This is a genomic window from Microbispora catharanthi (genome assembly GCF_006334915.2).
Taxonomy (GTDB): domain Bacteria; phylum Actinomycetota; class Actinomycetes; order Streptosporangiales; family Streptosporangiaceae; genus Microbispora; species Microbispora catharanthi.
The window spans coordinates 122,215-144,714 of record NZ_VDMA02000018.1 but is presented as its reverse complement, the minus strand read 5'-3'; the positions used below and the strand labels follow the sequence as shown (position 1 = coordinate 144,714).

20 protein-coding genes are annotated in these 22,500 nt (G+C 71.4%); 9 read left to right on the top strand and 11 right to left on the bottom strand.

Features of this window, described 5'->3' with window-relative positions; translation table 11 throughout:
* Window positions 1-3: 3 nt before the first annotated feature.
* From gatA to FH610_RS29860, 3 genes are all read right to left on the bottom strand, one after another.
* On the bottom strand, window positions 4-1,494 hold the full coding sequence (gene gatA, locus FH610_RS29870; protein ID WP_139578357.1) for an Asp-tRNA(Asn)/Glu-tRNA(Gln) amidotransferase subunit GatA: 1,491 nt from the start codon (window positions 1,492-1,494) through the stop codon (window positions 4-6).
* Complete coding sequence (gene gatC, locus FH610_RS29865; RefSeq protein ID WP_030506108.1) at window positions 1,491-1,790, bottom strand: Asp-tRNA(Asn)/Glu-tRNA(Gln) amidotransferase subunit GatC; 300 nt, start codon at window positions 1,788-1,790, stop codon at window positions 1,491-1,493. Before gatC ends, gatA begins: the two co-directional genes overlap by 4 nt.
* Window positions 1,791-1,914: 124 nt before the next feature.
* Window positions 1,915-3,984: a putative bifunctional diguanylate cyclase/phosphodiesterase gene (locus FH610_RS29860; protein WP_139578410.1), complete on the bottom strand. Its 2,070-nt coding sequence runs from the start codon at window positions 3,982-3,984 to the stop codon at window positions 1,915-1,917.
* A gap of 361 nt (window positions 3,985-4,345) precedes the next feature.
* Between FH610_RS29860 and FH610_RS29855 the strand changes: the two genes are divergently transcribed.
* Entirely contained in the window at window positions 4,346-5,752 is a 1,407-nt protein-coding gene (locus FH610_RS29855; protein WP_139578356.1) for a glycoside hydrolase family 6 protein, read from the top strand.
* Between the two features lie 176 nt (window positions 5,753-5,928).
* Here FH610_RS29855 and FH610_RS29850 read toward each other — a convergent pair whose 3' ends face one another.
* The 4 genes from FH610_RS29850 to FH610_RS29835 all read right to left on the bottom strand — a co-directional run bounded on the left by FH610_RS29850 (window position 5,929) and on the right by FH610_RS29835 (window position 11,362).
* Window positions 5,929-6,732, bottom strand: coding sequence for a PhzF family phenazine biosynthesis protein (locus tag FH610_RS29850; protein ID WP_240809275.1), 804 nt, complete (start codon window positions 6,730-6,732; stop codon window positions 5,929-5,931).
* A gap of 396 nt (window positions 6,733-7,128) precedes the next feature.
* Window positions 7,129-9,474, bottom strand: coding sequence for an NAD-dependent DNA ligase LigA (gene ligA / locus FH610_RS29845; RefSeq protein ID WP_276607713.1), 2,346 nt, complete (start codon window positions 9,472-9,474; stop codon window positions 7,129-7,131).
* 264 nt (window positions 9,475-9,738) lie between these two features.
* Window positions 9,739-10,218 (bottom strand): hypothetical protein, encoded by a 480-nt coding sequence (locus FH610_RS29840; protein ID WP_139578355.1) that lies wholly within the window; start codon window positions 10,216-10,218, stop codon window positions 9,739-9,741.
* 139 nt (window positions 10,219-10,357) lie between these two features.
* Complete coding sequence (locus FH610_RS29835; protein ID WP_240809274.1) at window positions 10,358-11,362, bottom strand: methionine synthase; 1,005 nt, start codon at window positions 11,360-11,362, stop codon at window positions 10,358-10,360.
* 19 nt (window positions 11,363-11,381) lie between these two features.
* Here FH610_RS29835 and FH610_RS29830 point away from each other — a divergent pair, with 19 nt between their 5' ends.
* Entirely contained in the window at window positions 11,382-12,011 is a 630-nt protein-coding gene (locus FH610_RS29830) for an MBL fold metallo-hydrolase (RefSeq protein WP_139578353.1), read from the top strand.
* A gap of 2 nt (window positions 12,012-12,013) precedes the next feature.
* Here FH610_RS29830 and mnmA read toward each other — a convergent pair whose 3' ends face one another.
* Window positions 12,014-13,099, bottom strand: a complete 1,086-nt coding sequence (gene mnmA, locus FH610_RS29825) for a tRNA 2-thiouridine(34) synthase MnmA (protein ID WP_139578352.1) — start codon at window positions 13,097-13,099, stop codon at window positions 12,014-12,016.
* 76 nt (window positions 13,100-13,175) lie between these two features.
* On the opposite strand from mnmA, the gene FH610_RS29820 reads away from it, so the two are divergent.
* From FH610_RS29820 to FH610_RS29810, 3 genes are all read left to right on the top strand, one after another.
* A complete protein-coding gene (locus FH610_RS29820) occupies window positions 13,176-14,216 on the top strand; it encodes a DUF695 domain-containing protein (RefSeq protein WP_139578351.1) in 1,041 nt (346 codons plus the stop codon).
* A gap of 134 nt (window positions 14,217-14,350) precedes the next feature.
* Window positions 14,351-15,271: a Rieske (2Fe-2S) protein gene (locus FH610_RS29815; RefSeq protein ID WP_139578350.1), complete on the top strand. Its 921-nt coding sequence runs from the start codon at window positions 14,351-14,353 to the stop codon at window positions 15,269-15,271.
* Window positions 15,268-15,822: a hemerythrin domain-containing protein gene (locus FH610_RS29810; RefSeq protein ID WP_139578349.1), complete on the top strand. Its 555-nt coding sequence runs from the start codon at window positions 15,268-15,270 to the stop codon at window positions 15,820-15,822. Before FH610_RS29815 ends, FH610_RS29810 begins: the two co-directional genes overlap by 4 nt.
* 50 nt (window positions 15,823-15,872) lie before the next feature.
* On the opposite strand, the gene FH610_RS29805 is transcribed toward FH610_RS29810, so the two are convergent.
* Complete coding sequence (locus tag FH610_RS29805; protein WP_139578348.1) at window positions 15,873-16,766, bottom strand: LysR family transcriptional regulator; 894 nt, start codon at window positions 16,764-16,766, stop codon at window positions 15,873-15,875.
* Window positions 16,767-16,838: 72 nt separating this feature from the next.
* On the opposite strand from FH610_RS29805, the gene FH610_RS29800 reads away from it, so the two are divergent.
* Window positions 16,839-17,039 carry a RidA family protein gene (locus FH610_RS29800; RefSeq protein ID WP_205826168.1) on the top strand — a complete coding sequence of 67 codons (201 nt, stop codon included), beginning with the start codon at window positions 16,839-16,841 and terminating at the stop codon, window positions 17,037-17,039.
* Between the two features lie 136 nt (window positions 17,040-17,175).
* Window positions 17,176-18,309, top strand: a complete 1,134-nt coding sequence (locus tag FH610_RS29795; protein WP_139578347.1) for a mandelate racemase/muconate lactonizing enzyme family protein — start codon at window positions 17,176-17,178, stop codon at window positions 18,307-18,309.
* Here the strand turns inward: FH610_RS29795 and FH610_RS29790 are convergent.
* Window positions 18,304-19,458 (bottom strand): cysteine desulfurase family protein, encoded by a 1,155-nt coding sequence (locus tag FH610_RS29790; protein WP_139578346.1) that lies wholly within the window; start codon window positions 19,456-19,458, stop codon window positions 18,304-18,306. The two genes, FH610_RS29795 and FH610_RS29790, sit on opposite strands and share 6 nt — an antisense overlap.
* Window positions 19,459-19,560: 102 nt before the next feature.
* Here FH610_RS29790 and FH610_RS29785 point away from each other — a divergent pair, with 102 nt between their 5' ends.
* Window positions 19,561-20,052 carry a TetR/AcrR family transcriptional regulator gene (locus FH610_RS29785; RefSeq protein ID WP_139578345.1) on the top strand — a complete coding sequence of 164 codons (492 nt, stop codon included), beginning with the start codon at window positions 19,561-19,563 and terminating at the stop codon, window positions 20,050-20,052.
* A gap of 138 nt (window positions 20,053-20,190) precedes the next feature.
* Complete coding sequence (locus tag FH610_RS29780; protein ID WP_139578344.1) at window positions 20,191-21,405, top strand: MFS transporter; 1,215 nt, start codon at window positions 20,191-20,193, stop codon at window positions 21,403-21,405.
* 131 nt (window positions 21,406-21,536) lie between these two features.
* On the opposite strand, the gene FH610_RS29775 is transcribed toward FH610_RS29780, so the two are convergent.
* Window positions 21,537-22,490, bottom strand: a complete 954-nt coding sequence (locus FH610_RS29775; RefSeq protein WP_139578343.1) for an electron transfer flavoprotein subunit alpha/FixB family protein — start codon at window positions 22,488-22,490, stop codon at window positions 21,537-21,539.
* Window positions 22,491-22,500: the final 10 nt, after the last annotated feature.

The following is a 22,500-nucleotide window of genomic DNA, read 5'->3' as shown; positions in this document are numbered from 1 at the left end:
CGACTAGAGCGCGGGCGCGCGGGACAGCAGCGGGCCGCCCCACCGGCTCTCGAAGGCCTTCTCCACGGCGGCGCCGACCCGATAGCAGCGGTCGTCGGCCAGGACCGGGGCCATGACCTGCAGTCCGACCGGCAGGCCGTCCTCGTCTGCCAGGCCGCACGGCACCGAGATCGCCGCGTTGCCGGCCAGGTTGGTCGGGATCGTGCACAGGTCGGCGAGGTACATCGCCATCGGGTCGTCGGCCCGCTCCCCGATCGGGAACGCGGTGGTCGGCGTGGTCGGCGAGACCAGCACGTCCACCTGCTGGAAGGCCGCCTCGAAGTCACGCATGATCAGCGTGCGGACCTTCTGGGCCTGCCCGTAGTAGGCGTCGTAGTAGCCGGACGACAGGGCGTACGTGCCGAGCATGATGCGCCGCTTGACCTCCGGGCCGAAGCCGGCCGCCCGGGTCAGGGCCATGACCTCCTCGGCGCTGCGGGTGCCGTCGTCGCCGACGCGCAGGCCGTACCGCATGGCGTCGAAGCGGGCCAGGTTGGACGAGCACTCCGACGGCGCGATCAGGTAGTACGCGGGCAGCGCGTAGGAGAAGGTCGGGCAGGAGACCTCGACGACCTTGGCCCCGAGCGACTCCAGCAGTTCGACGGCCTCGTTGAAGCGGGCGAGGACGCCGGGCTGGTAGCCCTCCCCGCCGAACTCCTTGACCACGCCGACCCGCATGCCCGCCACGTCGGCGTGCCGCGCGGCCTCGACGACCGGCGGGACCGGCGCGTCGATCGAGGTCGAGTCGAGCGGGTCGTGACCGGAGAACGCCTCGTGCAGCAGCGCCGCGTCGAGCACGTTGCGGGCGAAAGGACCCGGCGTGTCGAGCGAGGACGCGAACGCGATCAGCCCGTAGCGGGACGAGCCGCCGTAGGTCGGCTTCATGCCGACGATGCCGGTCACCGCGGCGGGCTGGCGGATCGAGCCGCCGGTGTCGGTGCCGGTGGACAGCGGCGCCTCGTAGGCGGACACCGCGGCCGACGAACCGCCGGAAGAACCACCGGGAATCCGGGACAGGTCCCAGGGGTTGTGCGTCGCGCCGTACGCCGAGTTCTCCGTGGACGACCCCATGGCGAACTCGTCCAGGTTGGTCTTGCCGAGGATCACCAGGCCGGCCTCGCGCAGGCGGCGGGTCACGGTCGCGTCGTACGGCGGGAGCCAGCCTTCGAGGATCTTCGAGCCGGCGGTCGTCGGCATGCCGGTCGTGGTGAACACGTCCTTGTGCGCGATCGGCACCCCGGCAAGCGGGCCGAGCGTCTCACCGGCGGCGATGCGCTCGTCGATCGCGCGGGCCTGCGCCAGCGCGGACTCCGCGTCCACGTGCAGGAAGGCGTTGACCTGGCCGTCGACCTCGGCGATCCGGTCGAGGTGGGCCTGGGCGACCTCGACGGCGGTGACCTCTCGGGAGGCGACCAGCGCGCCGAGTTCGGCGGCGGTCTTGCGAATCAAGCTCATTCTTCCTCCCCGAGGATCCGCGGCACGCGGAAGCGGTCGTCCTCCACGGCGGGCGCGCCGGACAGGGCGCCTTCGGGCGTGAGACCGGGCCGTACGTCGTCGGGCCGGAACACGTTGGTCAGCGGAAGCGCGTGCGAGGACGGCGGAATGTCGTCGGCGGCCACCTCCGCGACGCGGGCGACGGCGCCGACGATCTGGTCGAGCTGGGCGGCGAAGTGGTCGAGCTCGTCGTCGGCCAGTGCCAGCCGGGACAGCCGGGCGAGGTGAGCGACCTCATCGCGGGTTATGGCGGACATGAGTCGTCGAACCCGTTTCATGATGGAGATTGGACCTACCCATCCTAGGGCTCGCCGCCGAGCGGGGCCGACCCGACGACACCGCGTCACATGGTCTTAATGCGCCGCCGCCATCTGTGACGGGTCAGTGCGGCGCGAGACCGCCCCCGACGCTCTCGCGGTCCAGGAAGGCCGCGCCGAGCCGGCCGCGCAACCAGGTGGTCGCCTCGCTCGCGGGCATGGGCTTGGCCAGCCACCATCCCTGGCCCGCATGGCAGCCCATCTCCCGCAGCAGCGTCGCGACCTCGGGCGACTCGACCCCCTCGGCGACCGACCTCAGCCCGAGGGACCGCACGAGGTCGATGATCGAGCGGACGATCCGCTCGTCGTCCGGCGACTCCCCGAGCCGCCGTACGAACGACGCGTCGATCTTGACCTCGGAGACCGGAAGCCGCTGGAGGCGGACCAGCGAGGAGTAGCCGGTGCCGAAATCGTCCAGGGCCAGCTGGATGCCGAGTCCGGCCAGGGTGCGGATCGTGTCGGCGCTGTAGGCCTGGTCGGTCATGAGGATGCGCTCGGTGACCTCCAGACGGATGGCCTCGGGAGGCAGGTCCAGCTTCTCCAGCCCGGACTCCAGTTGCTCGGGCAGGCTCGAATCCAGCAGGTCGCGGGCCGACACGTTGACCGAGACCGGCACGTCGACGCCCGCGTGCCACCAGCGGGCCGCCTGCCGCAGCGCGTGGCCGATGACGTGCTGGGTGAGCTCGCGCATCAGGTATGACTGCTCGGCGAGCGGGATGAACTCGGCGGGCGAGATCGGCCCGCGCACCGGGTGCCACCAGCGCAGCAGCGCCTCGATGCTCTCGACCCTGCCGTCCTCCAGGCTCACCTTGGGCTGATAGTGGAGCTCCAGCTCGTCGGCGTCGATCGCCCGGCGCAGGTCGCCGAGCAGGCTCAGCCGTTCCGGCGAGTTGCGGTCCTTGCCCGGCAGGTAGAACTCGACGCCGGTGCGGCCCTCCTTGGCCAGATACATCGCCACGTCGGAGCGTTGCATGAGCAGCTCGAAGTCCGGCGCGTGGTCCGGATAGAGCGCGATGCCGATCGACGCGTCGAGGTCGAAGGTCATGCCCTCGAGGCGTACCGGCTCGGTCAGCGCGACCCGCAGCCGCGAGGCGACCTCCTTGGCCGCCTGGGCGTCCCTGATCGACGGCAGCAGCACCGCGAACTCGTCCCCGCCGAGGCGGGCCACCACGTCGCCGGGCCGCACGCTGTGGGTGAGCCGGTGGGCCACGATCTGCAGCAGCCGGTCGCCGACCGGGTGGCCGAGCGTGTCGTTGACCTCCTTGAAGCGGTCGAGGTCGAGCAGGAGCAGCCCCACCCGCTCGTGCTCGCGCGCCTCGGCCAGGGCCTCCTCGGTGCGCAGGATGAGCATCTTGCGGTTCGGCAGGCCGGTGAGCCCGTCATGGGTGGCCTGGTGGTCGCGGCGCAGCGAGAGCGTCGCGGTGAAGTAGACCGCGGTCAGCGGCGCGACGAACAGGGGCACCAGGGCCGTGGAGTGCGCCATCACGACCACGACGAGCGGCGCGAGTCCGAGCAGCGCTCCGTAGACGAGGGACTGCGGGCCGATCGACGCCTTCATGACCCGGGTCAGCGGCCGGCGCTCGTGCAGCGCCACCGCCTGGCAGACCAGGATCGCGCGGACGGCGAAGTACGCCGCCGCGGCCAGCGCGATGGCGGGGATGTCCTCGCCGTCGGGCGTCCAGGGCACGCGAGGCGCCGGATGCGCGCCGAACGCGGCGAAGGCCCCCGCGGCCGCCGTGCAGGCCAGGGTCACCTGGGCGAGGTTGAACAGCACCCGGTGCCAGGCCCTGCGACGCACCAGGCCGCTGACCACCACGGCGACCGCCTGCATCAGCACCGCGGTCGGCAGGCCCTGGTACATCAGCACGGCGAAAGTGAACATCGTGGAGGTCGGCGTGCCCCCGACCAGCGTCGAGGAGCTGAACATGACCGGGCGCAGCTCGCCCAGCACCACCAGGACGGTCAGCATCCAGAACAGCGGAGTGCGGGCCACCTCGCCCAGCTCGCCGAAGCCGAGCCGTACCTGCGCGATCACCAGCGCGGCGACGCCGACGGCGGTGACCGCCGTGAGGTAGGCCCACAGGGGCGAGCCGGGACGCGGTCCGGTGTCCCGGGTGTCGACGGGCGTGAACATCTCGCCCAGGTCGACGGCGGGCAGGAGGACGCGTGGCACCCCGGCGAGCGGCATGAGACCGCGTGAAAGCGTCATCGGTAAGAAACCCCCCAAGAGGTCACTATGGGAGGGTACGGCCTCTGGGCCACTTCGCGAAACCGCTTGGGCACACTCCGTCACCATGATTTCTGGAGATATCACGGTCTGACCGGAGTTGCGGTGAAAGTTTCAACTGCTCCACAGGTCCACTCCCCCGCCCGCCTGCGCCTATTAGGTTGGCCGTCCAGACAAACCCCCAGCGCCCCTTCTTGGACTGCCATCGGCTCCCTACCATCCGAGAGACCTGTGGGAGCGCTCCCACATTACCGGACGGAGTATTTCCATGTCTCGCAGATTGACGGCGGCTGTGCTCACAGCGGTCGCCACGGCCGCGGTGGGAGCGTCCGTGCTCACCTCCTCCGCCGCGCAGGCCGCCGACTCCGCCTTCTACGTCGACCCGACGACCAACGCGGCCAAGTGGGTGGCCGCCAACCCCGGTGACAGCAAAGCCCCCGTGATCAGGGACCGCATCGCCGCCGTCCCGCAGGGCCGCTGGTTCGCCAGCTACAACCCCTCGACCGTGCGCAGCCAGGTCGACGCGTACGTGGGCGCCGCCGCGTCGGCCGGCAAGATCCCGATCATGGTCGTGTACGAGATGCCGAACCGCGACTGCGGTGGCGCGAGCGCGGGCGGTGCTCCCGACCACGCCTCCTACCGCGCCTGGATCGACCAGGTGGCCGCGGGCCTCGGCGGGCGGCCCGCCTACATCGTCCTGGAGCCCGACGCCCTGGCGATCATGCCGAACTGCATGAACTCCTCGCAGCAGGCCGAGGTCCAGGCCTCCATGGCGTACGCCGGCAAGAAGTTCAAGGCCACCTCCCCGAACGTCAAGGTCTTCTTCGACGCGGGCAACGACGCGTGGGTGGGCGCCTCCGACATGGCCAACCGGCTGCGCGGCGCCGACGTCGCCAACAGCGCGGACGGCATCTCGCTCAACGTCTCCAACTACCGGTACACCTCCGGCGCGGTCTCCTACGCCAAGAGCGTGATCGCGGCCACCGGCGTGTCCTGGCTGAAGGCCGTGATCGACACCAGCCGCAACGGCAACGGCCCGGTCGGCACCGAGTGGTGCGACCCGAGCGGCCGTGCCACCGGCACCTGGAGCACCACGAACACCGGCGACTCGGCGATCGCCGCGTACCTGTGGGTCAAGCCTCCGGGCGAGTCCGACGGCTGCATCGCCCCCGCGGGTCAGTTCGTGCCGCAGCGGGCCTACGACCTGGCGATTGCCGCACCGTACACCCCCTCGCCGTCCCCGTCCCCGTCCCCGTCTCCGTCCTGGTCGCCCTCGCCGTCGCCGTCCCCCTCGGCTTCGCCGTCGGCGTCCCCCTCCGCCTCGCCGTCAGCCTCGCCGTCGCCTTCCGCGTCCCCGACGTTCACCGGAGACCGCGGCTGCACGGCGGTCTACAAGATCGTCAACTCGTGGGGCGGCGGCTTCCAGGGTGAGGTCACCGTGACCAGCGCGGGCACCTCGGCGATCACCAACTGGACCGTGAAGTGGACGATGCCCGGTGGGCAGTCCATCACCCAGGCGTGGAACGCCAACCTCACCGGCAGCAGCAGCGTCACGGCCACGAACCTGAGCTGGAACGGCAACCTCGCCCCCGGCGCGAGCACCACGTTCGGCTTCCTCGGCAGCTCCAGCGGGACCCCCTCCACCCCGTCCCCCCTGGTCTGCACCACCTCCTGACCCCCACCGCACAGTCCAGGCGTGCCGTACGGCTCCCCATCCGTACGGCACGCCTTTCTCGTGTGGCGTGTCAGGCGGGCGAGGCCGGACCCACGGCTCCGGCGCCAGGCTCATGGTCGCCCCGTTTGCCTGAGTCTCGCAGTTCGCGCGGGCGGGTTGGGTCAACGCGAGCCGGATCAGCCTCCGACCCGCACAGGCACCGCCGCGCCGGAAACCCGGACCCTGGTATCCCCGTCTCGCAGCTCCACCCGCAGCAGACCGGGCCGTCCCAGGTCGACACCCTGGTGCAGGGTCAGGCTCGCCACGGGACCGGCCTCGCCGAGGTCCCGCAGATATGCCCCGAAAGCGGCTGCGGCGGCCCCGGTGGCCGGGTCCTCCACGATTCCGCCCACGGGGAACGGGTCACGCACCTGGAAGGTGTCCGCCGACTCCCGCCACACCAGTTGCAGGGTGATGAGATCCCGATCGGTCATGTACTGCGCCAGCCCTGAGAAGTCGTAGTCCAGATCGGCGAGGCGGCCACGGGTGGCAGCGGCCAGGACCAGGTGGCGCGATCCCGCGAAGGCGATCCGCGGGGGTAGTGCGGGATCGAGCTCGTCGATCCGCCACTTCAGCGCGTCGAGCGCCTGCGCCACATCGAGCTCGCCGACCGGCTCGACGTACGGCTCCACGCTGGTCAGGGTCGCCCACAGCACACCGCCGTCATCCGCCGCCACCTCGACCGGTACGGTTCCGGCCTGCGTCTCGAAGACCAGGCCACCCGGGCCGATCCGCTCGGCGAGCGCGACCGCCGATGCCACCGTGGCGTGCCCGCAGAACGGCACCTCCATCTTCGGGCTGAAATATCGGACGGTGAACGTCCGGCCCGTCTCGGCGAGCCGCGCCGGAGCCTCGCTCAGGAAGGCTGTCTCCGAATGGCCCACCTCGGCGGCGATGGCGAGCATGGCCGCCTCATCCAGCCCGGCGGCGTCGAGCACCACCCCCGGCCATGTTGCCGCCGGCGGGATCGGTGGTGAAGGCCGCGTATTCCAGGCCTTGGGGTATCGGATGAACAGAAGTCGGCACGTTCGAGGGAACAGCAGTGCAGATGCTCCTGTTCCCCGGGCGCGAGGCCATCCTCATGAGCGTTCCGGTGTTGCCGGCGGCCAGCGCTTCTTCTCCCGACCCCTTAACAATGTAAGATCACATCTACGTCAGATTGGTTCCACGTATGGTCGAGGCGACTGAGGGAACCCGGCGCCGACCCCACGACTCCGCTGGTGGCCGTTTCCCGATCCGGTGTCGACGACGGCCTGCCGCTCGCGGCGCACTGGGGCCCCGAAGACCTGCTGGCCGCCTGGCAGGCGTAGGCGAGCCGGGCGGCTATGGGTGCGTGGTCATTCCTCGGGGGTGACGGCGACGGCGCGGGCTGCGTCGGGGCCCTTGTCGAGGAGGACGTGGAAGCCTTCCTCGTTGAGAATCGGGACGCCGGCCTTGACCGCCTTGTCGTACTTCGAACCGGGGTTGTCCCCCACCACCAGGAAACTCGTCTTCTTCGACACCGATGACGTGACCTTGCCGCCCCTGGCGCCGATGGCCTCACTGGCCTCGTCGCGGCTGAAGTCGTCCAGCGTTCCAGTGACGACGAAGGTGAGCCCCTCCAGCGGGCGCGGCCCCTCGTCGGCGGGCGACTCGTCGGCCATCCGGACCCCGGCGGCCCGCCACTTCTCGATGATCTCCTGGTGCCAGTCGACCGCGAACCATTCCTTGATGGTCGCGGCGACCCTCGGGCCGATGCCCTCCACTGCCGCCAGCTCCTCCTCGGAGGCATTGGCGATGGCGTCGATCGAGCGGAACTCCGCGGCGAGCGCGCGGGCCGTGGGCGGCCCGACGTGCCGGATCGTCAGGGCCACGAGCACCCGCCACAGCGGCTGGTCCTTCTTCTCCTTCAACTGCTGGAGGATCAGCTCGGCGTTCTTGCTCGGCTCACCCGAGATGTTGGCGAAGAACGAGACGACCTTCGGCTCGCCGGTCTCCGGATCGGTCTTCGGCAGGCCGTTTTCGGGGTCGCGGACCACCGACCTGATCGGCAGCAGCTTCTCGATGGTCAGGTCGAACAGGTCGGCCTCCGTGCGGACCGGCGGCTCCTGCGGCGGCAGCGGCTGGGTCAGCGCGGTCGCCGCGACGTAGCCCAGCCCGTCGATGTCGAACGCGTTGCGCCCCGCCGCGAAGTAGATCCGCTCACGCAGTTGCGCGGGGCAGGAGCGGGCGTTCGGGCAGCGCAGGTCGGCGTCGCCCTCCCGCTCGTAGGCCAGTTCGGTGCCGCATTCCGGGCAGTGCGTGGGCATGACGAACTCCCGCTCGCCGCCCTGCCGCAGGTCAACCACCGGACCGACGATCTCGGGGATGACGTCGCCCGCCTTGCGCAGCACCACGGTGTCACCGATCAGCACGCCCTTGCGCGCGACCTCCGAGGCGTTGTGCAGCGTCGCACGCTCCACGGTGGACCCGGCCACCACCACCGGCTTCATGACGCCGAACGGTGTGACCCGGCCCGTGCGCCCCACCCCGACCTGGATGTCAAGGAGCTTGGTGGTGACCTCCTCGGGCGGGTACTTGAACGCGATGGCCCAGCGCGGAGCCCGGCTGGTCGAACCGAGCTGCCGCTGCACCGGAATCCGGTCGACCTTGACCACCACGCCGTCGATCTCGTACTCCGGGTCGTGGCGGTGGTCGTTGTAGTAGGTGACGAACTCACGGATCTCGTCGAGGCTCTTGACCACCTTGTAGCGGTCGCTGACCGGGAGTCCGAAGTCACGCAGCCGCTCGTAGACGGCCGACTGGGTGGCCGGCGGCGGGCCGCCGCCCTCCCACTTGCCGACGCCGTGGACGATCATCCGCAGCGGCCGCTGCGCGGTGACGCGCGGGTCCTTCTGCCGCAGCGAACCGGCGGCCGAGTTGCGCGGATTCGCGAACGGCGGCTTGCCCGCGTCCATGAGCTGCTCGTTGAGCTTCTTGAAGCCCTCGACCGGCAGGAAGACCTCGCCGCGCACCTCCAGCAGGTCGGGCACGTCGTTCCCGTTGAGCCGATGCGGCACGTCGTCGAGCGTGCGGATGTTGGGGGTGATGTCGTCGCCGGTGCGCCCGTCGCCCCGGGTCGCGCCCCGCACGAGGCGGCCCTTCTCGTATACCAGTGCCACGGCCAGGCCGTCGATCTTCAGCTCGCACAGATAGGGCCCGGGGTCGGCCTCGATCAGCCGCTCGGCCCTGGCCTGCCAGCCGGCGAGGTCGGCGTCGTTGAAAGCGTTGTCGAGGCTCTCCATGCGCTGGAGATGGGTGACGGGGGCGAACTCCGTGGAGATCGGCGCCCCCACTCTCTGGGTGGGCGAGTCCGGCGTGCGCAGGTCGGGATGCGCCTCCTCCAGCGCGAGGATCTCCCGCATCCAGCCGTCGTACTCGGCGTCGCTCACCGTGGGCGAGTCGAGCACGTAGTAACGCCAGTTGGCGTCCTCGAGCAGCTCCGAGAGCTCGGCGTGCCGCTCCCGGGCCTCGGCCGGCGCGCTCTGTGCCTCTCCGCTGGCGCTCTGTGCCTCTCCGGTGGCGCTCCCGGCGGTCTCGGCGGCGCCCGTCACACTCTCGACCTCACTCACGGCCTCCGCGTGCCCGTTCGCCTCATCCGCGAACCCGGTGCCGTCGAACTCGGCGCCGTCGAGCCCGTCAGTCTCGTCAGCCCTGTCGGTCACGTCGCCCGTCTCCCCTCGTCAGACACCCAGGGCAACCGTATCTCCGGCGACCGACAGTTCGCGAAGGACGTGGGCGGGAGCCGCGCCGAGGACGTGGGCGGCTCCCGCCGGACCGCTCGGCGAGAGGGCCGCTCCAGACCGCGCGGCCCCTCGTCTCAGGAGCGATCGAGAATTACGGTAGACCGCTTGCAGCCCACTTTCATTCCTTTTTGTCCGGGTGTACTCGGGCCGGTCGCCGTGGATGGAGAGAGACCGGCCCGAGGGTCAACCTCCCTGGGTCCAGACGCGTTCCCAGCGAGAGCACTTGCCGGTGATCCGGGTCGCGCTGCCCCGGCAGACCATCGCCTTGGCCAGCAGCATGTACCCGGCCTTCACCGTGAACGTCCGAGGGGTGGACTGGGAGCAGTTGCGGTAGGTCGCCGTGCGGTACTTCCCGCGGTCGGTCAGCCACTTGATCTTCACCCACGAGCAGGTCCTGGCCCCGCCCGCGTCATAGAGGTCGCCGACGATGCGCAGGCCCGACGAGCCCGACCGGACGTACCCGTTCGCCCAGCCCTTGGTGTCGGAGGACGCCGTCGGTCCCCACTCCCAGGTCTCCGCCGCCGACGCGGCCGAGGCCGCTGACGCGGGCGATGCCGCCGACGAGGCCGAGGCCACCGCGGGAGCCGCGACGAGACCGGCGGCCAGAGCGGCGGACAGCCCGGCAGTGGCGAGAGGGAGCAGAAGGCGCGCAGCGCTTCGCATGGTCTTTCTCCTGAACGTCTGAACTTCCAGCACGTCAAGAGATACGTGACAAGGCTTGTGAATCACTTGGGGATGAGCTGGGAGGCCGCTTGGATCGCTCGCGGCAGCCCCACTCCCGACGGCCTCACTCCCGGCGGCCTCACTCGCCGGGGTCCTCGCGCAGCACCCGGGCCGCCTCCCGGCACCGGGCCAGCGCCGCCTTGGCGTACGCGGGCGAGGCCCCGGCCAGGCCGCAGGCGGGGGTGAGCACGACCTGCTCGGCGAGCCGGGCGGGCGGGAAGCCGAGGCGCCGCCACAGCTCGACCGCCGGCTTGGCCACCACCCCGACGTCCGGCAGCCGGGTGTCGGTGCCCGGCACGACGCCGAGGAACAGCGCGAGCCCCTTCTCGATCGTCTCGCCCAGCTCGTCCTCGTCACGGCGGCGCAGCAGCGCCGCGTCCAGCGACACGCCCCGCGCGCCCGCCGTACGGATCACCTCGTACGGCACGCCCGGCGCGCAGCAGTGGACGACCGGGAAGGCGGGCGCGAGCGCGGAGAGCACGGTCCTCAGCCGCTCGGCCGCGATCGGAGACTCGACGGCGGGCAGCCGCCCGAAGCCGGACGCGGTCGGCACCGTGCCCGCCAGCACCCCGGGCAGCCCCGGCTCGTCGATCTGGACGACGAGGTCGGCTCCGGGAATCCGGCGCCGGACCTCCGCCACGTGCTGCGCGAGCCCCTCGGCCAGCGACTCGGTCAGGTCGCGTACGGCTCCCGCGTCGGAGAGCACCTTGTCGCCGTGCCTGAGCTCGATCGCTCCTGCGAGCGTCCACGGCCCGCACGCCTGGATCTTGAACGGCCCCTCGTAGCCCTGGGAGACCTCCTCCAGGCCGTCGAGGTCGCGGGTGAGGTGATCCCTGGCCCGCTTGAAGTCCCGTCCCGGCCGGTCGGCGAGCCGCCAGCCGGACGGCTGCACCTCCACGGGCAGCTCGACCAGCAGTGACGCCGTACGGCCGATCATGTCGGCGCCCACGCCCCGGCTCGGCAGCTCCGGCAGGTAGGGCATGGGCAGTTCGCCGAAGGCCGTCCTGACCGCCTCCAGATGGTCCTCGCCCGGGTAGGACCCCACCCCGCTGGCCGTGGCCTCGGACCATGGATAGTCGCTCACGGTCACTAGCTTAGGGACTATGAAACTCACCAAACTCGGACACGCGTGCTGGCGGCTGGAGAAGGACGGGCAGACGCTCGTCATCGACCCCGGCTCGTTCAGCGGTGAAGGACTCCTGGACGGCGCGGACGCCGTGCTCATCACCCATGAGCACTTCGACCACGTGGACGCGAATCTGCTCAAGAACGCGAGTCCGGACATGGAGGTCTTCACCTGCCAGGCCGTCGCCGACCAGCTCGGCCGGATCCCGGCGAAGGTCCAGGTCGTCCACCACGGAGACGCCTTCACCACCGCCGGTTTCGGCGTGCGGGCGGTCGGCGAGTGGCACGCCCGCAACCTGCCCGACGTCCCGCCCGTGCAGAACGTCGGCTTCCTCGTGGACGACGAGGTGTTCTACCCGGGCGACGCGCTCACGCCGCCGGGCGCCGAGGTGCCCACTCTGCTCGTGCCGACCGGCGGCCCGTGGCTGAAGGCGTCGGACACCATCCTCTACCTGCGGGACGTCCGCCCCGCGCGGGCGTACTCCACGCACGACGGGCTGTACAACGAGATCGGCCTGAAGCTGGTCGACAACTGGCTCGGCGGCGAGGCCGAGGCGCAGAAGGCCGACTTCCGCCGGATCCCCGTCGGCGAGTCCGTCGAGGTCTGACCTCAGACGGCCGAGGCGATCGTGGCGGAGCCGATGACGGCGTCGCCGTCGTACAGGACGGCGCCCTGGCCCGCCGCGACGCCGGTCGCCGGGCGGTCGAGCTCGATGTGCAGCTCGCCGCTGGACACCTGGGCGCGGCAGCCGTACACCTCGCCGTGGGCACGCAACTGGACCGTGCAGGTGATCGGCTCGTACGGCTCCGTCAGCGGGCCGTTCCACACCGGCCGCTCGCCCACGATGCTGCGGACCTCAAGTGAGGTGCGGGGACCGACCGTGACCGTGTTGGACACCGGCTCGATCGACAGCACGTAGCGCGGCCTGCCGTCGGCGGCAGGCCGGTCGATGTGCAGGCCCTTGCGCTGCCCCACCGTGAAGCCGTACGCCCCCTGGTGGCTGCCGACCACCTGGCCGGTGAGCGCGTCGACGATCGGCCCCTGCGACGCGCCCAGCCGATCGGCGAGGAACGCCCGGGTGTCGCCGTCGGCGATGAAGCAGATGTCGTGGCTGTCGGGCTTGTCGGCGACGGTCAGCCCGCGCCGCGCCGCCTCCTCGCGCACCTGCGCCTTGGTCGAGCCGCCCAGCGGGAAGATCGCGTGCCGGAGCTGCTCGCGGGTGAGCACGCCCAGCACGTACGACTGGTCCTTGGCCTCGTCGACGCTGCGCCGCAGCACGCCGTCCTCCAGCCGCGCGTGGTGGCCGGTGGCGACGGCGTCGAAGCCGAGCGCGAGCGCCCGGTCGAGCACCGCCTCGAACTTGATCTTCTCGTTGCAGCGCAGGCAGGGGTTGGGGGTGCGCCCGGCGGCGTACTCGCTGACGAAGTCCTCGACCACGTCACGGTGGAACCGTTCCGCCATGTCCCACACGTAGAAGGGGATGCCGATGACGTCGGCCGCCCGGCGCGCGTCGCGGGCGTCCTCCAGCGTGCAGCACCCGCGCGCGCCGGTGCGGTAGGACTGCGGATTGGACGACAGCGCCAGATGGACGCCGGTCACGTCGTGCCCCGCCTCGGCGATCCGGGCGGCGGCCACCGCGGAGTCGACCCCGCCGGACATGGCGGCGAGGACGCGGAGCTTTCGTGTGGGACCCATAACAGTTCGAGGTTACCGCCCGCGGGGCCGCGCCCGCGTTGGCATCGGGACGGGCGGGCTGGGAGGATGCGGGGTCATGCGACTGTTCGGGCGCAACAGCGAGTCCGCCGACCCCGCCGAGGCCATCGCGGCATTCTGGACCTGGTGGGACCAGGCACGTCCCCAGATCGACGCGCACGTCGAGGCGGAGGACCCCGAGGCCCTGTTCGAGATGATCGGCCCCGCCGTCACCGCCCTTCATCCGTCCCTCGTCTGGGAGATCGCTCCCGGCCGCATGGCCGTGAACGCCCTGGTCGTCAGCGCGTCGAACGACCCGGAGCTGCGCCCGTTCGCCCACCGGTGGGCCCTGGCCGCGCCGCCGGCGGACGCTATGTGGGAGTTCCATCCGTCGCGGCAGGCGAACCCGCAGGCCGCGGATCTGGCGGTCGACGTCGGCGGACGGGAGTTCGGGCTCGACCGGCTGGTGGTGGCGCTGCGCGTGCCGCCCGGCACGCCGCGCGTGGACGTCACCGCCTTCCACCCGATCTTCCCCGACGTCGACGACGACACGCGCACGGAGGCGGCCTTCCTCGCGCTCGACTGGCTGCTGGGCGAGGACGAGGTGGCCCGCTGGGTGGGCGAGATCGTGGCCGCGGAGTTCGAGCCGATCGACGCCCTCCCCGCGATCCATCTGCCCGCCGTCGTCGCCGACGTGGCGGAGGGCTTCAGGGAGGAGCAGTGGGCGCTCCTCGAAGGCCACACCGCCACCGGCGGCCGGCTGACGGCCGCGGCCCGCTATCCCCTCCGGCCGGTCGACTTCCCGCTGTTCGACCAGCACATCGCCGTCACGCTGCCCTATCGGGAGGCCGACGGCGACGGGCTGCCCGCGGGAGGCTCCCTGGACGCGCTGCGCGACTTCGAGGAGCGGCTGAACAAGCGGCTGGCCGCGCTCGGCTCGGCCGTGCTGACGGCCCACCTGAGCGCCGACCGCAGCCGGGTGCTGCACGTCTACGCCGACCCCGCGGCGGCCGTGCCGCCCGTGGTCGAGGAGGTGGCGGCCGAGTGGAAGGAGGGGCGCGCCCGCGTCGACGTGGCCGAGGACCCCTCATGGAGCGCGGTGGCCCCCTTCCTGACTTGAACCGGATATTCAGCGCGTTTCATCACATTTGAGCACGGGCACGTCGCGATAGACGCAACGCGCGGGCGAGCGCCCGCGTTCCGCCCGTTCCCGCAGGCTGCGGGGCCGATCCGGCGATGGGATTGGGGTCGGACATGGCTCAGCGCACACTGGACCGGTTGCTGAACGCGATCGAAGGCGACGGCCGCCTCGACCGGCCGGGTCATCGGCTCGAACAGGGTCTCGCCTTCGCCGAGAACCTCGCCGGGGTCACCAGGAGCCGCGCCCGCGGTTTACTGCACGGCGTCTGGCTGGGGCACCCTCTCCACCCGGTGCTCACCGACCTCCCGATCGGCTCCTGGACGACTGCGCTGGTCCTGGACCTCACCGGGCAGAAGCGCGCGGCGCGCACAGCCGTGGGAGTCGGCCTCGCCGGAGCGCTGGGCGCGGCGGTGACCGGCCTGCACGACTGGCAGCACACGCACGACAACGCCCGGCGCGTCGGCATGGCCCACGGCACGCTCAACACCCTCGCCCTCGCTCTGTACGGCTGGTCGTGGTGGCAGCGGGGCCGGGGGCACCACCTGCGGGGGCGGCTCGCCGCCCTGCTCGGCTATCCCGTGATCATGGCCAGCGGCTTCCTGGGCGGCACGCTCGTTTTCCGCCACCGGGTCGGGGTCGACCAGACCGACAGGCAGCTCGATCCACGCCATTTCACCCCCGTGCTGGCCGAGCGCGACCTGACCGACAATCGCCCCCACCGGGTGAGGGCGGGCGACGTGGAGGTCGTCCTGGTCCGCGCGGACGGCCGCATCCACGCCCTGGAGAACGCCTGTCCGCACCTGGGCGGCCCGCTGTCCCAGGGCTGGCTCCGCGACGGGTCCATCACCTGCCCCTGGCACGGTTCGGAGTTCGAGCTGCGCAGCGGCGAGAGCCTGAACGGCCCGGCCGTCGCCCCCGCGCCGTGCTTCCAGACCCGCGTACGCGACGGGTGGATCGAGGTGCGCCGGGCGCCGAAGGCGACCAGCTCGCCTCCCGGCAGCGCGCTGGTCCACCAGCAGGAGGTGCGGCCATGAGGAGAAGGCCCCAGGTGCTCACGGAGGTGCGGGAGGCGCCGGCCCCGCAGGAGCGCAAGACGGCGACGCGAGTGCTCGTGGAGCACCACGAGGTGCTGCGGGGGCTCATGCGGCGCCTGATGGAGACACCGCGCCCGGAGCCCGGACGACGGCGCGCGCTCGCCGACGAGCTGTTCGACGAGCTGTGGATGCACGAGCGCATCGAGGAGGAGGTCTTCTATCCCGCGATGCGCGACGTCACCCCGGGCATCGCGGCCGCCTGGTCCGAGCACCGCCAGCTCAGCGACCAGCTCGCGGCGCTGGTGCGCGCCGACCCCCGGACCGAGCGGTTCGACCGGGAGCTGGGCGTGATGCACGACGCGCTGGAGTCGCACGCCCACCTCGACGAGGAGCGGCAGATGTTCCCCGAGATCGAGCGCTTCGCGGATGAGGAACGGCTGATCGAGCTGGGCGACCGGCTCCAGGCGCGCCTGGGGCGGCTGCGCTCGTCACGGCGCGTCCGGGCGGTCCTTCGCCTGCAGCGGGCGCTGCTGCGCCGTACGGCCCGCTAGGCGCGCGATGGCGGCGGGAGGTCATGGGTCATACCTCGCGCCCGGGCCCGTCAGGGTTCGCCGCGAGCGGCCTCCAGGAATCGTGCGACCAGGGGGTTCTGGTCGTCGCGACGCCAGGTCACTGTGACGGTGGTGCGTGCGTTGTTCGGTTCGATCCGGCGGTAGGCGACACCTTTGAGGCGGATCTGGCGGATGCTCGCCGGGGCGAGTGACACTCCCAGTCCTGCCTCGACGAGCGCGCAGACCGTCTGCCATTCGACCGCCTGCTGGCCAAGGCGGGGTTCGAAACCCGCACTGCGGCACAAGTCGAGGATCCGGTCATAGAACATTGGTCCGGCACTGCGGGGCAGCAGCACGAACGGTTCGTCCGCGAGTGCTCTGATCGGGAGGACTCGCTGGGCCGCAAGAGGGTGGGCGGCTGGCACGACCGCGATGAACTCCTCGGACAAGATCGTCTCGGTCGCCAGCGCCGGCTCGTCCGGCGGCTCGCGCAGGAGCCCGATGTCGATCACATGCTCGTGCAGAGCGGTCACCTGCGGCGCTGTGGTCATCTCGCGGATCTCCATCTCCACCTGGGGAAACCGATCGTGGTAGGCGCGCAACAAGCCTGGCAGGACGGTCAGCGCGAGCGATGCGGAGAAGCCGATCCGGATACGACCGGCCTCACCGCTGCCAGTGCGTCGAGCCGCGTCCAGGCCGACGGCGATCTCGTCGAGTGCGCGCCGAGCGGCGGGCAGGAGTTGGCGTCCTGCCTCGGTGAGGGCGACCGCGCCGGGCCCTCGGGTGAACAGCGGGTGCCCGACCTTCGCTTCCAGCCGACGGATCTGCTGGCTGAGCGGTGGTTGCGCGATGCCCAGCCGCTCCGCTGTGCGCCCGAAGTGGAGTTCCTCGGAGAGGACCGCGAAGGCGTGAAGCTGCTGGAAGCTGAGCTCAGGACGGTCCATACCTTTAGAGATATCAGATGATTCTATGGGAGGTGTTGGACATATCGCTGCTGGTTGCCTACCTTTCGCCACATGACAGAGCGACGCATGATCGTGAGTGGATCCACCGAGGACTTCCAGCCGTGCTGGCCGACCCTGCGCCGCTGCTTCGGCGACATCCGCCCGGCCGCGACGATGCTCGTGTGCGGACTCTCCGATTCCCGCACGAAGTTCGAGATCGAGGTGTACGCACGACGGCCCGCAGAGCCAAGGCCCGCAACCGCTGCCTACTGACCAGCAGGAGGAACGCCTCGCGAGTCGCCTCATGCGCGCTGTTCCAGATTTCGCGCTCCACGAACGGAGCGAGGGCCTCGATGATCTGCCCTGCCGCGCGTCCGATAGAACCTCCTGAGTGCAACGAGGCTGATCGATGACCATCGCCGCTGTCCACGTCCACCGTCTGGTGGCTCCCCTCCACACGCCGTTCGTCACTGCCCTGGCGCACCTGACCCACGTCTCGACCGTCGTCGTCGAGATCGTGGACCGCGACGGGCGCTCCGGCTTCGGTGAGGCGCCGGAGGTGTGGACTGTCACGGGATCCTCACTGGCCTCCAGCGAGGCCTGCGTCACCGAGGCCTTCGCCCCGCTTCTCATCGGCCGCAATGCCGATGACCTGGTGGAGAACTGTCGCAGAGTCAGCCGCGCCGTGATCGGCAACGAGCCGGCCAAGGCCGCGGTGGACATCGCACTCCACGATCTCGCCGCGGTCCGCCTCGGGGTCCCGCTGGTCCGGCTGCTCGGCGGCTCCCGGCTGGTGGTGCCCACCGACGTGAGCCTTGCAGCCGGCACGGTGGACAGCCTGGCCACGGCGGCGAAGAGCCGGGCCGCGGAGGGCTTCGACGTGCTGAAAGTCAAGGTCGGCACCGACGCGGCCACGGACGTCAACCGCGTGACGGCGGTCCGCCAGGCGGTCGGTCCCGAGGTGAGGATCCGTCTCGACGCCAACCAGGGGTGGACTCCCCGCGAGGCGGTACGGGTCATCCGCTCGCTGGAGGACGCCGGCATGGGGGTGGAGTTCGTCGAACAGCCTGTGAACTACCGGGATATGGAGGGCCTGGCCTGGGTGAGCGACCGCGTCGAGACCCCGATCATGGCGGACGAGTCCGTCTTCGACGTGCACGACCTGGTGGAGGTGATCCGCCGGCGCGCGGCGGACCTGATCAACGTCAAGCTGGCGAAGAGCGGTGGGCTCAGCGCCGCCCGTACCCTCCTCGAACTGACGCGAGCCCAGGGCATGGGCACCATCCTCGGCTCCATGCTGGAGACCGAGATCGGCACCGGCGCCGCGGCCAGCCTGGTAGCCGCCTACGGGACCACGATGGTGAGCGATCTCGACGCGGTGTGGTGGCTCCAGCGCCCCGCCGTCGTCGGCGGCATGCGGTACCAAGGCGCTGCGGTCGTGCTGCCCGACGCGCCGGGCCTGGGCATCTCCGGCCTGGTCGCCGCAGAAGCCCGGGAAGCCACGGAGGCACGGACATCAGGGGATGAACACGGCAGGTTATGACAGACCGGCACGGCGGGCGCGCTCGACGACGTGCCCGATGACCTCCGCGACCCGGTCGACGTCCTCCTCCACGGAGGTGTGACCGAGGGAGAAACGCAGCGAGCCGCGGGCGCGGGCGCCGTCCTGGCCCATGGCGAGCAGCACGTGGGACGGCTGGGCGACCCCGGCCGAGCAGGCCGAGCCTGTGGAGCACTCCACGCCCTTGGCGTCGAGGAGCATGAGCAGGGCGTCCCCCTCGCAGCCGGGGAACGAGAAGTGGGCGTTGCCGGGCAGCCGGTTCACCGGGTCGCCGTTCAGCACGACGTCGGGCACGGCCAGCCGTACGCGCTCGATCAGGTCGTCGCGCAACGCCGACAGCCGCTCGGCCGTGGCGGGCTGCCGCGCGACGGCCGTCTCGACCGCCGCCGCGAACCCGGCGATGGCCGGCGCGTCGAGGGTGCCGGAGCGGATGTCGCGTTCCTGTCCGCCGCCGTGCAGGACGGGCACCGGATCGACGCCCCGGGCCAGCAGCAGCGCCCCGACGCCCACGGGACCGCCGACCTTGTGGCCGGAGACGGTCATGGCGTCCACGCCGGACTCGGCGAACGAGACCGGGAGCTGGCCGACCGCCTGCACCGCGTCGGTGTGGAAGGGGATGCCGTATTCGTGCGCGATGGCGGCCAGCACGCGCACCGGCTGCACGGTGCCCACCTCGTTGTTGGCCCACATGACGCTCACCAGCGCCACGTCGTCCGGGTCGCGGGCGATGGCCTCGCGCAGCGTCTCCGGATGCACCCGGCCCCGCTCGTCCACGTCCAGCAGTTCGACCCGGGCGCCGTGGTTGTCGCCGAGCCAGTGGGCGGGGTCGAGGGCGGCGTGGTGCTCGACCGAGCTGATCAGGATCCTGGGCCGCTTCCTCGCCCAGAACAGGCCCTTGATGGCGAGGTTGTCGGCCTCGGTGCCGCCCGCGGTGAACACGACCTCGCTCGGGCGGGCGCCGAGCGCGCAGGCGATCGTCTCGCGCGACTCCTCGACGACCCGGCGGGCGCGGCGGCCCGCCGCGTGCAGGGACGAGGGGTTGCCGACCTGCCCGAGCTGGGCGGTCATCGCCTCGATCGCCTCGGGCAGCATCGGTGTGGTCGAGGCATGGTCCAGATATGCAGCTCCCACGACCCCTCCCTGACACGTATTCAGCCCACCAAGCGTATCCGGGCGAGCAAAGGACACCGGCACGAGTCGCAACTTAACCGTCCAGACGGTACAGTAGGTGGCATGAGGAAGGACGAACTGCTGGACGCGGCCGAGGGCCTGCTGCAGGATCAGGGCGCCCAGGCCCTGACCCTGGCGGCGGTGGCCGAGCGCGCCGGTGTCAGCAAGGGCGGTCTCCTCTATCACTTCGCGAGCAAGGAAGCGCTCGTCAAAGGCATGATCGAGCGCCTGATCGCCGATTTCGACGCGCTCATCGAGGCGCAGTCGGAGAGCACCTACACCCGGGCGTACGTCGCCGCGACGTTCGAGGCTGTGGAGACCGGCCGGCTGCGACGATGGGCCGTGGTCACGGGCGCGGCCGGCGATCCCGAACTGCTCGCGCCGCTGCGCGGGGCGATGGACCGCTGGATGCGGCAGGGCCTGGACGACGAGCCCGACCCCCTGACCTCCCAGGTCGTACGGCTGGCCTGTGAGGGCGTCTGGGAGGTCGCCACCCACTGTGCGGCGATCATCGACTACGCCGCGATCCGCGCCAGGCTGCTCGCCCTGTTGTAGCGCGCCGCTTGCGCACCCCTGACCCACACCTGGTGGTCGCCCTTCCTTCCGGCTCTGCCGTGAAAGGGCGACCTGCTGGTGTCTGCCCGTAAATCCGGGCCTGGAAACCCACTCGACTCACCTGGAAAGGAAGCTGTGATGACCCGCGCTTTGAGGAAGGCCCGTCACGGGGCAGTCCTCACCTTCGTCCTGGCCGGCCTGATGTGTGGAACCTTCACCGTGCGCCTCCCGGCCCTGGCCGACCGGCTCCGCCTGCCGGAGTCGTCGGTCGGGCTCACCCTGCTCAGCTGGGGGATCGGCGCGCTGCTCACCATGCAGCTCATGCGCGTCGTCCTGGCCAGGATCGGCAGCCGTGGCGTCCTGCGCGCGGCCGCTCCCCTGTGCGCGGTGTCACTGGTCCTCGTCGCGTTCGCGCCGTCCCTCCCGGTGCTGGCCGTGGCCGCCGCCCTGTTCGGCATGGCGTTCGGCGCGGTCGACGTCGGCATGAACGCCCAGGGCTCGGCCGTCGAGCGCGCGTACGGCCGGCCGATCATGAGCGGCATGCACGCGGGATGGTGCGTCGGCGCGATCTCGGCGGGCCTGCTCGGCACCGGGGCCATCGCCCTGGGCCTGTCCCTCACCGCCCACATCCTGGTCGTCGCCCTGGTGTCGGTGCCGGCGGCGCTGGCCCTCAGCCGTCTGCACCTGCCCGACCCCGCGCCCGAGGCGGACGAGGCGGGCCAGGCGTCGGCTCGTGCCCGGCGCAGGCTGCCCGGGGTCGTCTACCTGCTCGGCGCGGTCACCTTCGCCGCGTTCATGGTGGAGGGCGTCGTCGCCGACTGGAACGGCCTGTACCTGATCGGCACGCTGCACGCCTCCGAGGCGGTCGCCGCACTCGGCTACCCGGTGTTCGAGGCGGGCATGCTGCTCGCCCGGCTGGCCGGCGACCGGCTGCGCGGCCGCTATGGCGCGCGCGGGCTGATCATGTTCTCCGGCGGTGCCACCGCGCTCGCGTTCCTCGTGGTCATCGCCGCGCCGGTGACCGTGGCCGCCGTCGCCGGGCTGTTCTTCATCGGGCTGTCGGTGGCGACGATCTCCCCGATGGCGCTGTCGCTGGCGGGGACCGCGACGCGCGAGCCCGGGCCGGCGATCGCGCAGGCGAGCGCGATGGGCTACGCGGGCCTGCTGCTCGGGCCCGTGGTCATCGGTTTCCTGTCGGCCGCGGCCTCGCTGCGGGTCGCGATGGGCGTGGCGGTCGTGCTCGGCGTCGTCATCGCCGTGGCCGCCCGGCTGCTGCCCGCGTCCCGTACGGAGATCATCCCGCTGCCGGTCCGGTCGGGGGACGAGGAGGCCCCCCTCCGCGCGGCGGCCTGACGCCTGCCGGGGCCGGCGAGGAGAGCCCTCAGGATCCCCGCAGGAAGGCGATCGGGAGGACCCACCCGCCGGCTGGCCGAGAATGAGCTCTCGGCCCGTGCCACGTGAACACGCGGCACGGGCCGAGCGCGTCACTTGCGCTTCTCGATCTCCTCGGTGAGCTGCGGGACGACCTGGAACAGGTCGCCCACGACGCCGAAGTCGGCGATCTCGAACAGGGGCGCCTCGGCGTCCTTGTTGATCACGACGATGGTCTTGGAGGTCTGCATGCCGGCCCGGTGCTGGATGGCGCCGGAGATGCCGGCCGCGATGTAGAGCTGCGGGGACACGGTCTTGCCCGTCTGCCCGACCTGGAACTGGTGCGGATACCAGCCAGCGTCGGTCGCGGCCCGCGAGGCGCCCACGGCCGCGCCGAGCGTGTCGGCGAGCTTCTCGATGATCGAGAAGTTCTCGCCCGAGCCCACGCCCCGGCCGCCGGAGACCACGATCGCGGCCTCGGTCAGCTCCGGACGGGCGCCCTTCTCCTGGACGACCCGCTCGACGATCTTGGCCGCGCGGGCGGCGTCCGACAGCGCGACCTCCACCTTCTCCTCGGCGCCGGCCGCGGCGGCGGCGACGGGGGCGGTGCTGTTCGGGCGGACCGTGATGATCGGCGTGCCCTTGGTCACGCGGCTGTGGACGTTGACGCCGCCGCCGAAGATGGACTGCTCGGCGACGAAGCCCTCGCCGACGCCCACCGCGTCCGAGATCACACCGGAGTCGGTCTTGACCGCCAGACGGCCGGCGATCTCCTTGCCCTCGCCGGTCGCGGCGACGAAGACCGCGGCCGGGGACCGCTCGGCCACCAGGTGCGCCAGCACCTCGGCCTTGGGTGCCACCACGTAGTCGCCGATCTCATCGGCCGCCGCCACGTAGATCTTCTCGGCGCCGTACTCGGCGAGCCTGGCCTTCGCGGCGTCGGAGTAGCCGGGGCCGGCCCACACGGCGGCCGGCGTGCCCAGCGACCGGGCCAGGGTCAGCAGTTCGAGGGTGACCTTCTTGACGTCACCGTCGACGTGCTCGACGAGAACCAGAATCTCACTCATCCCAAGCCCC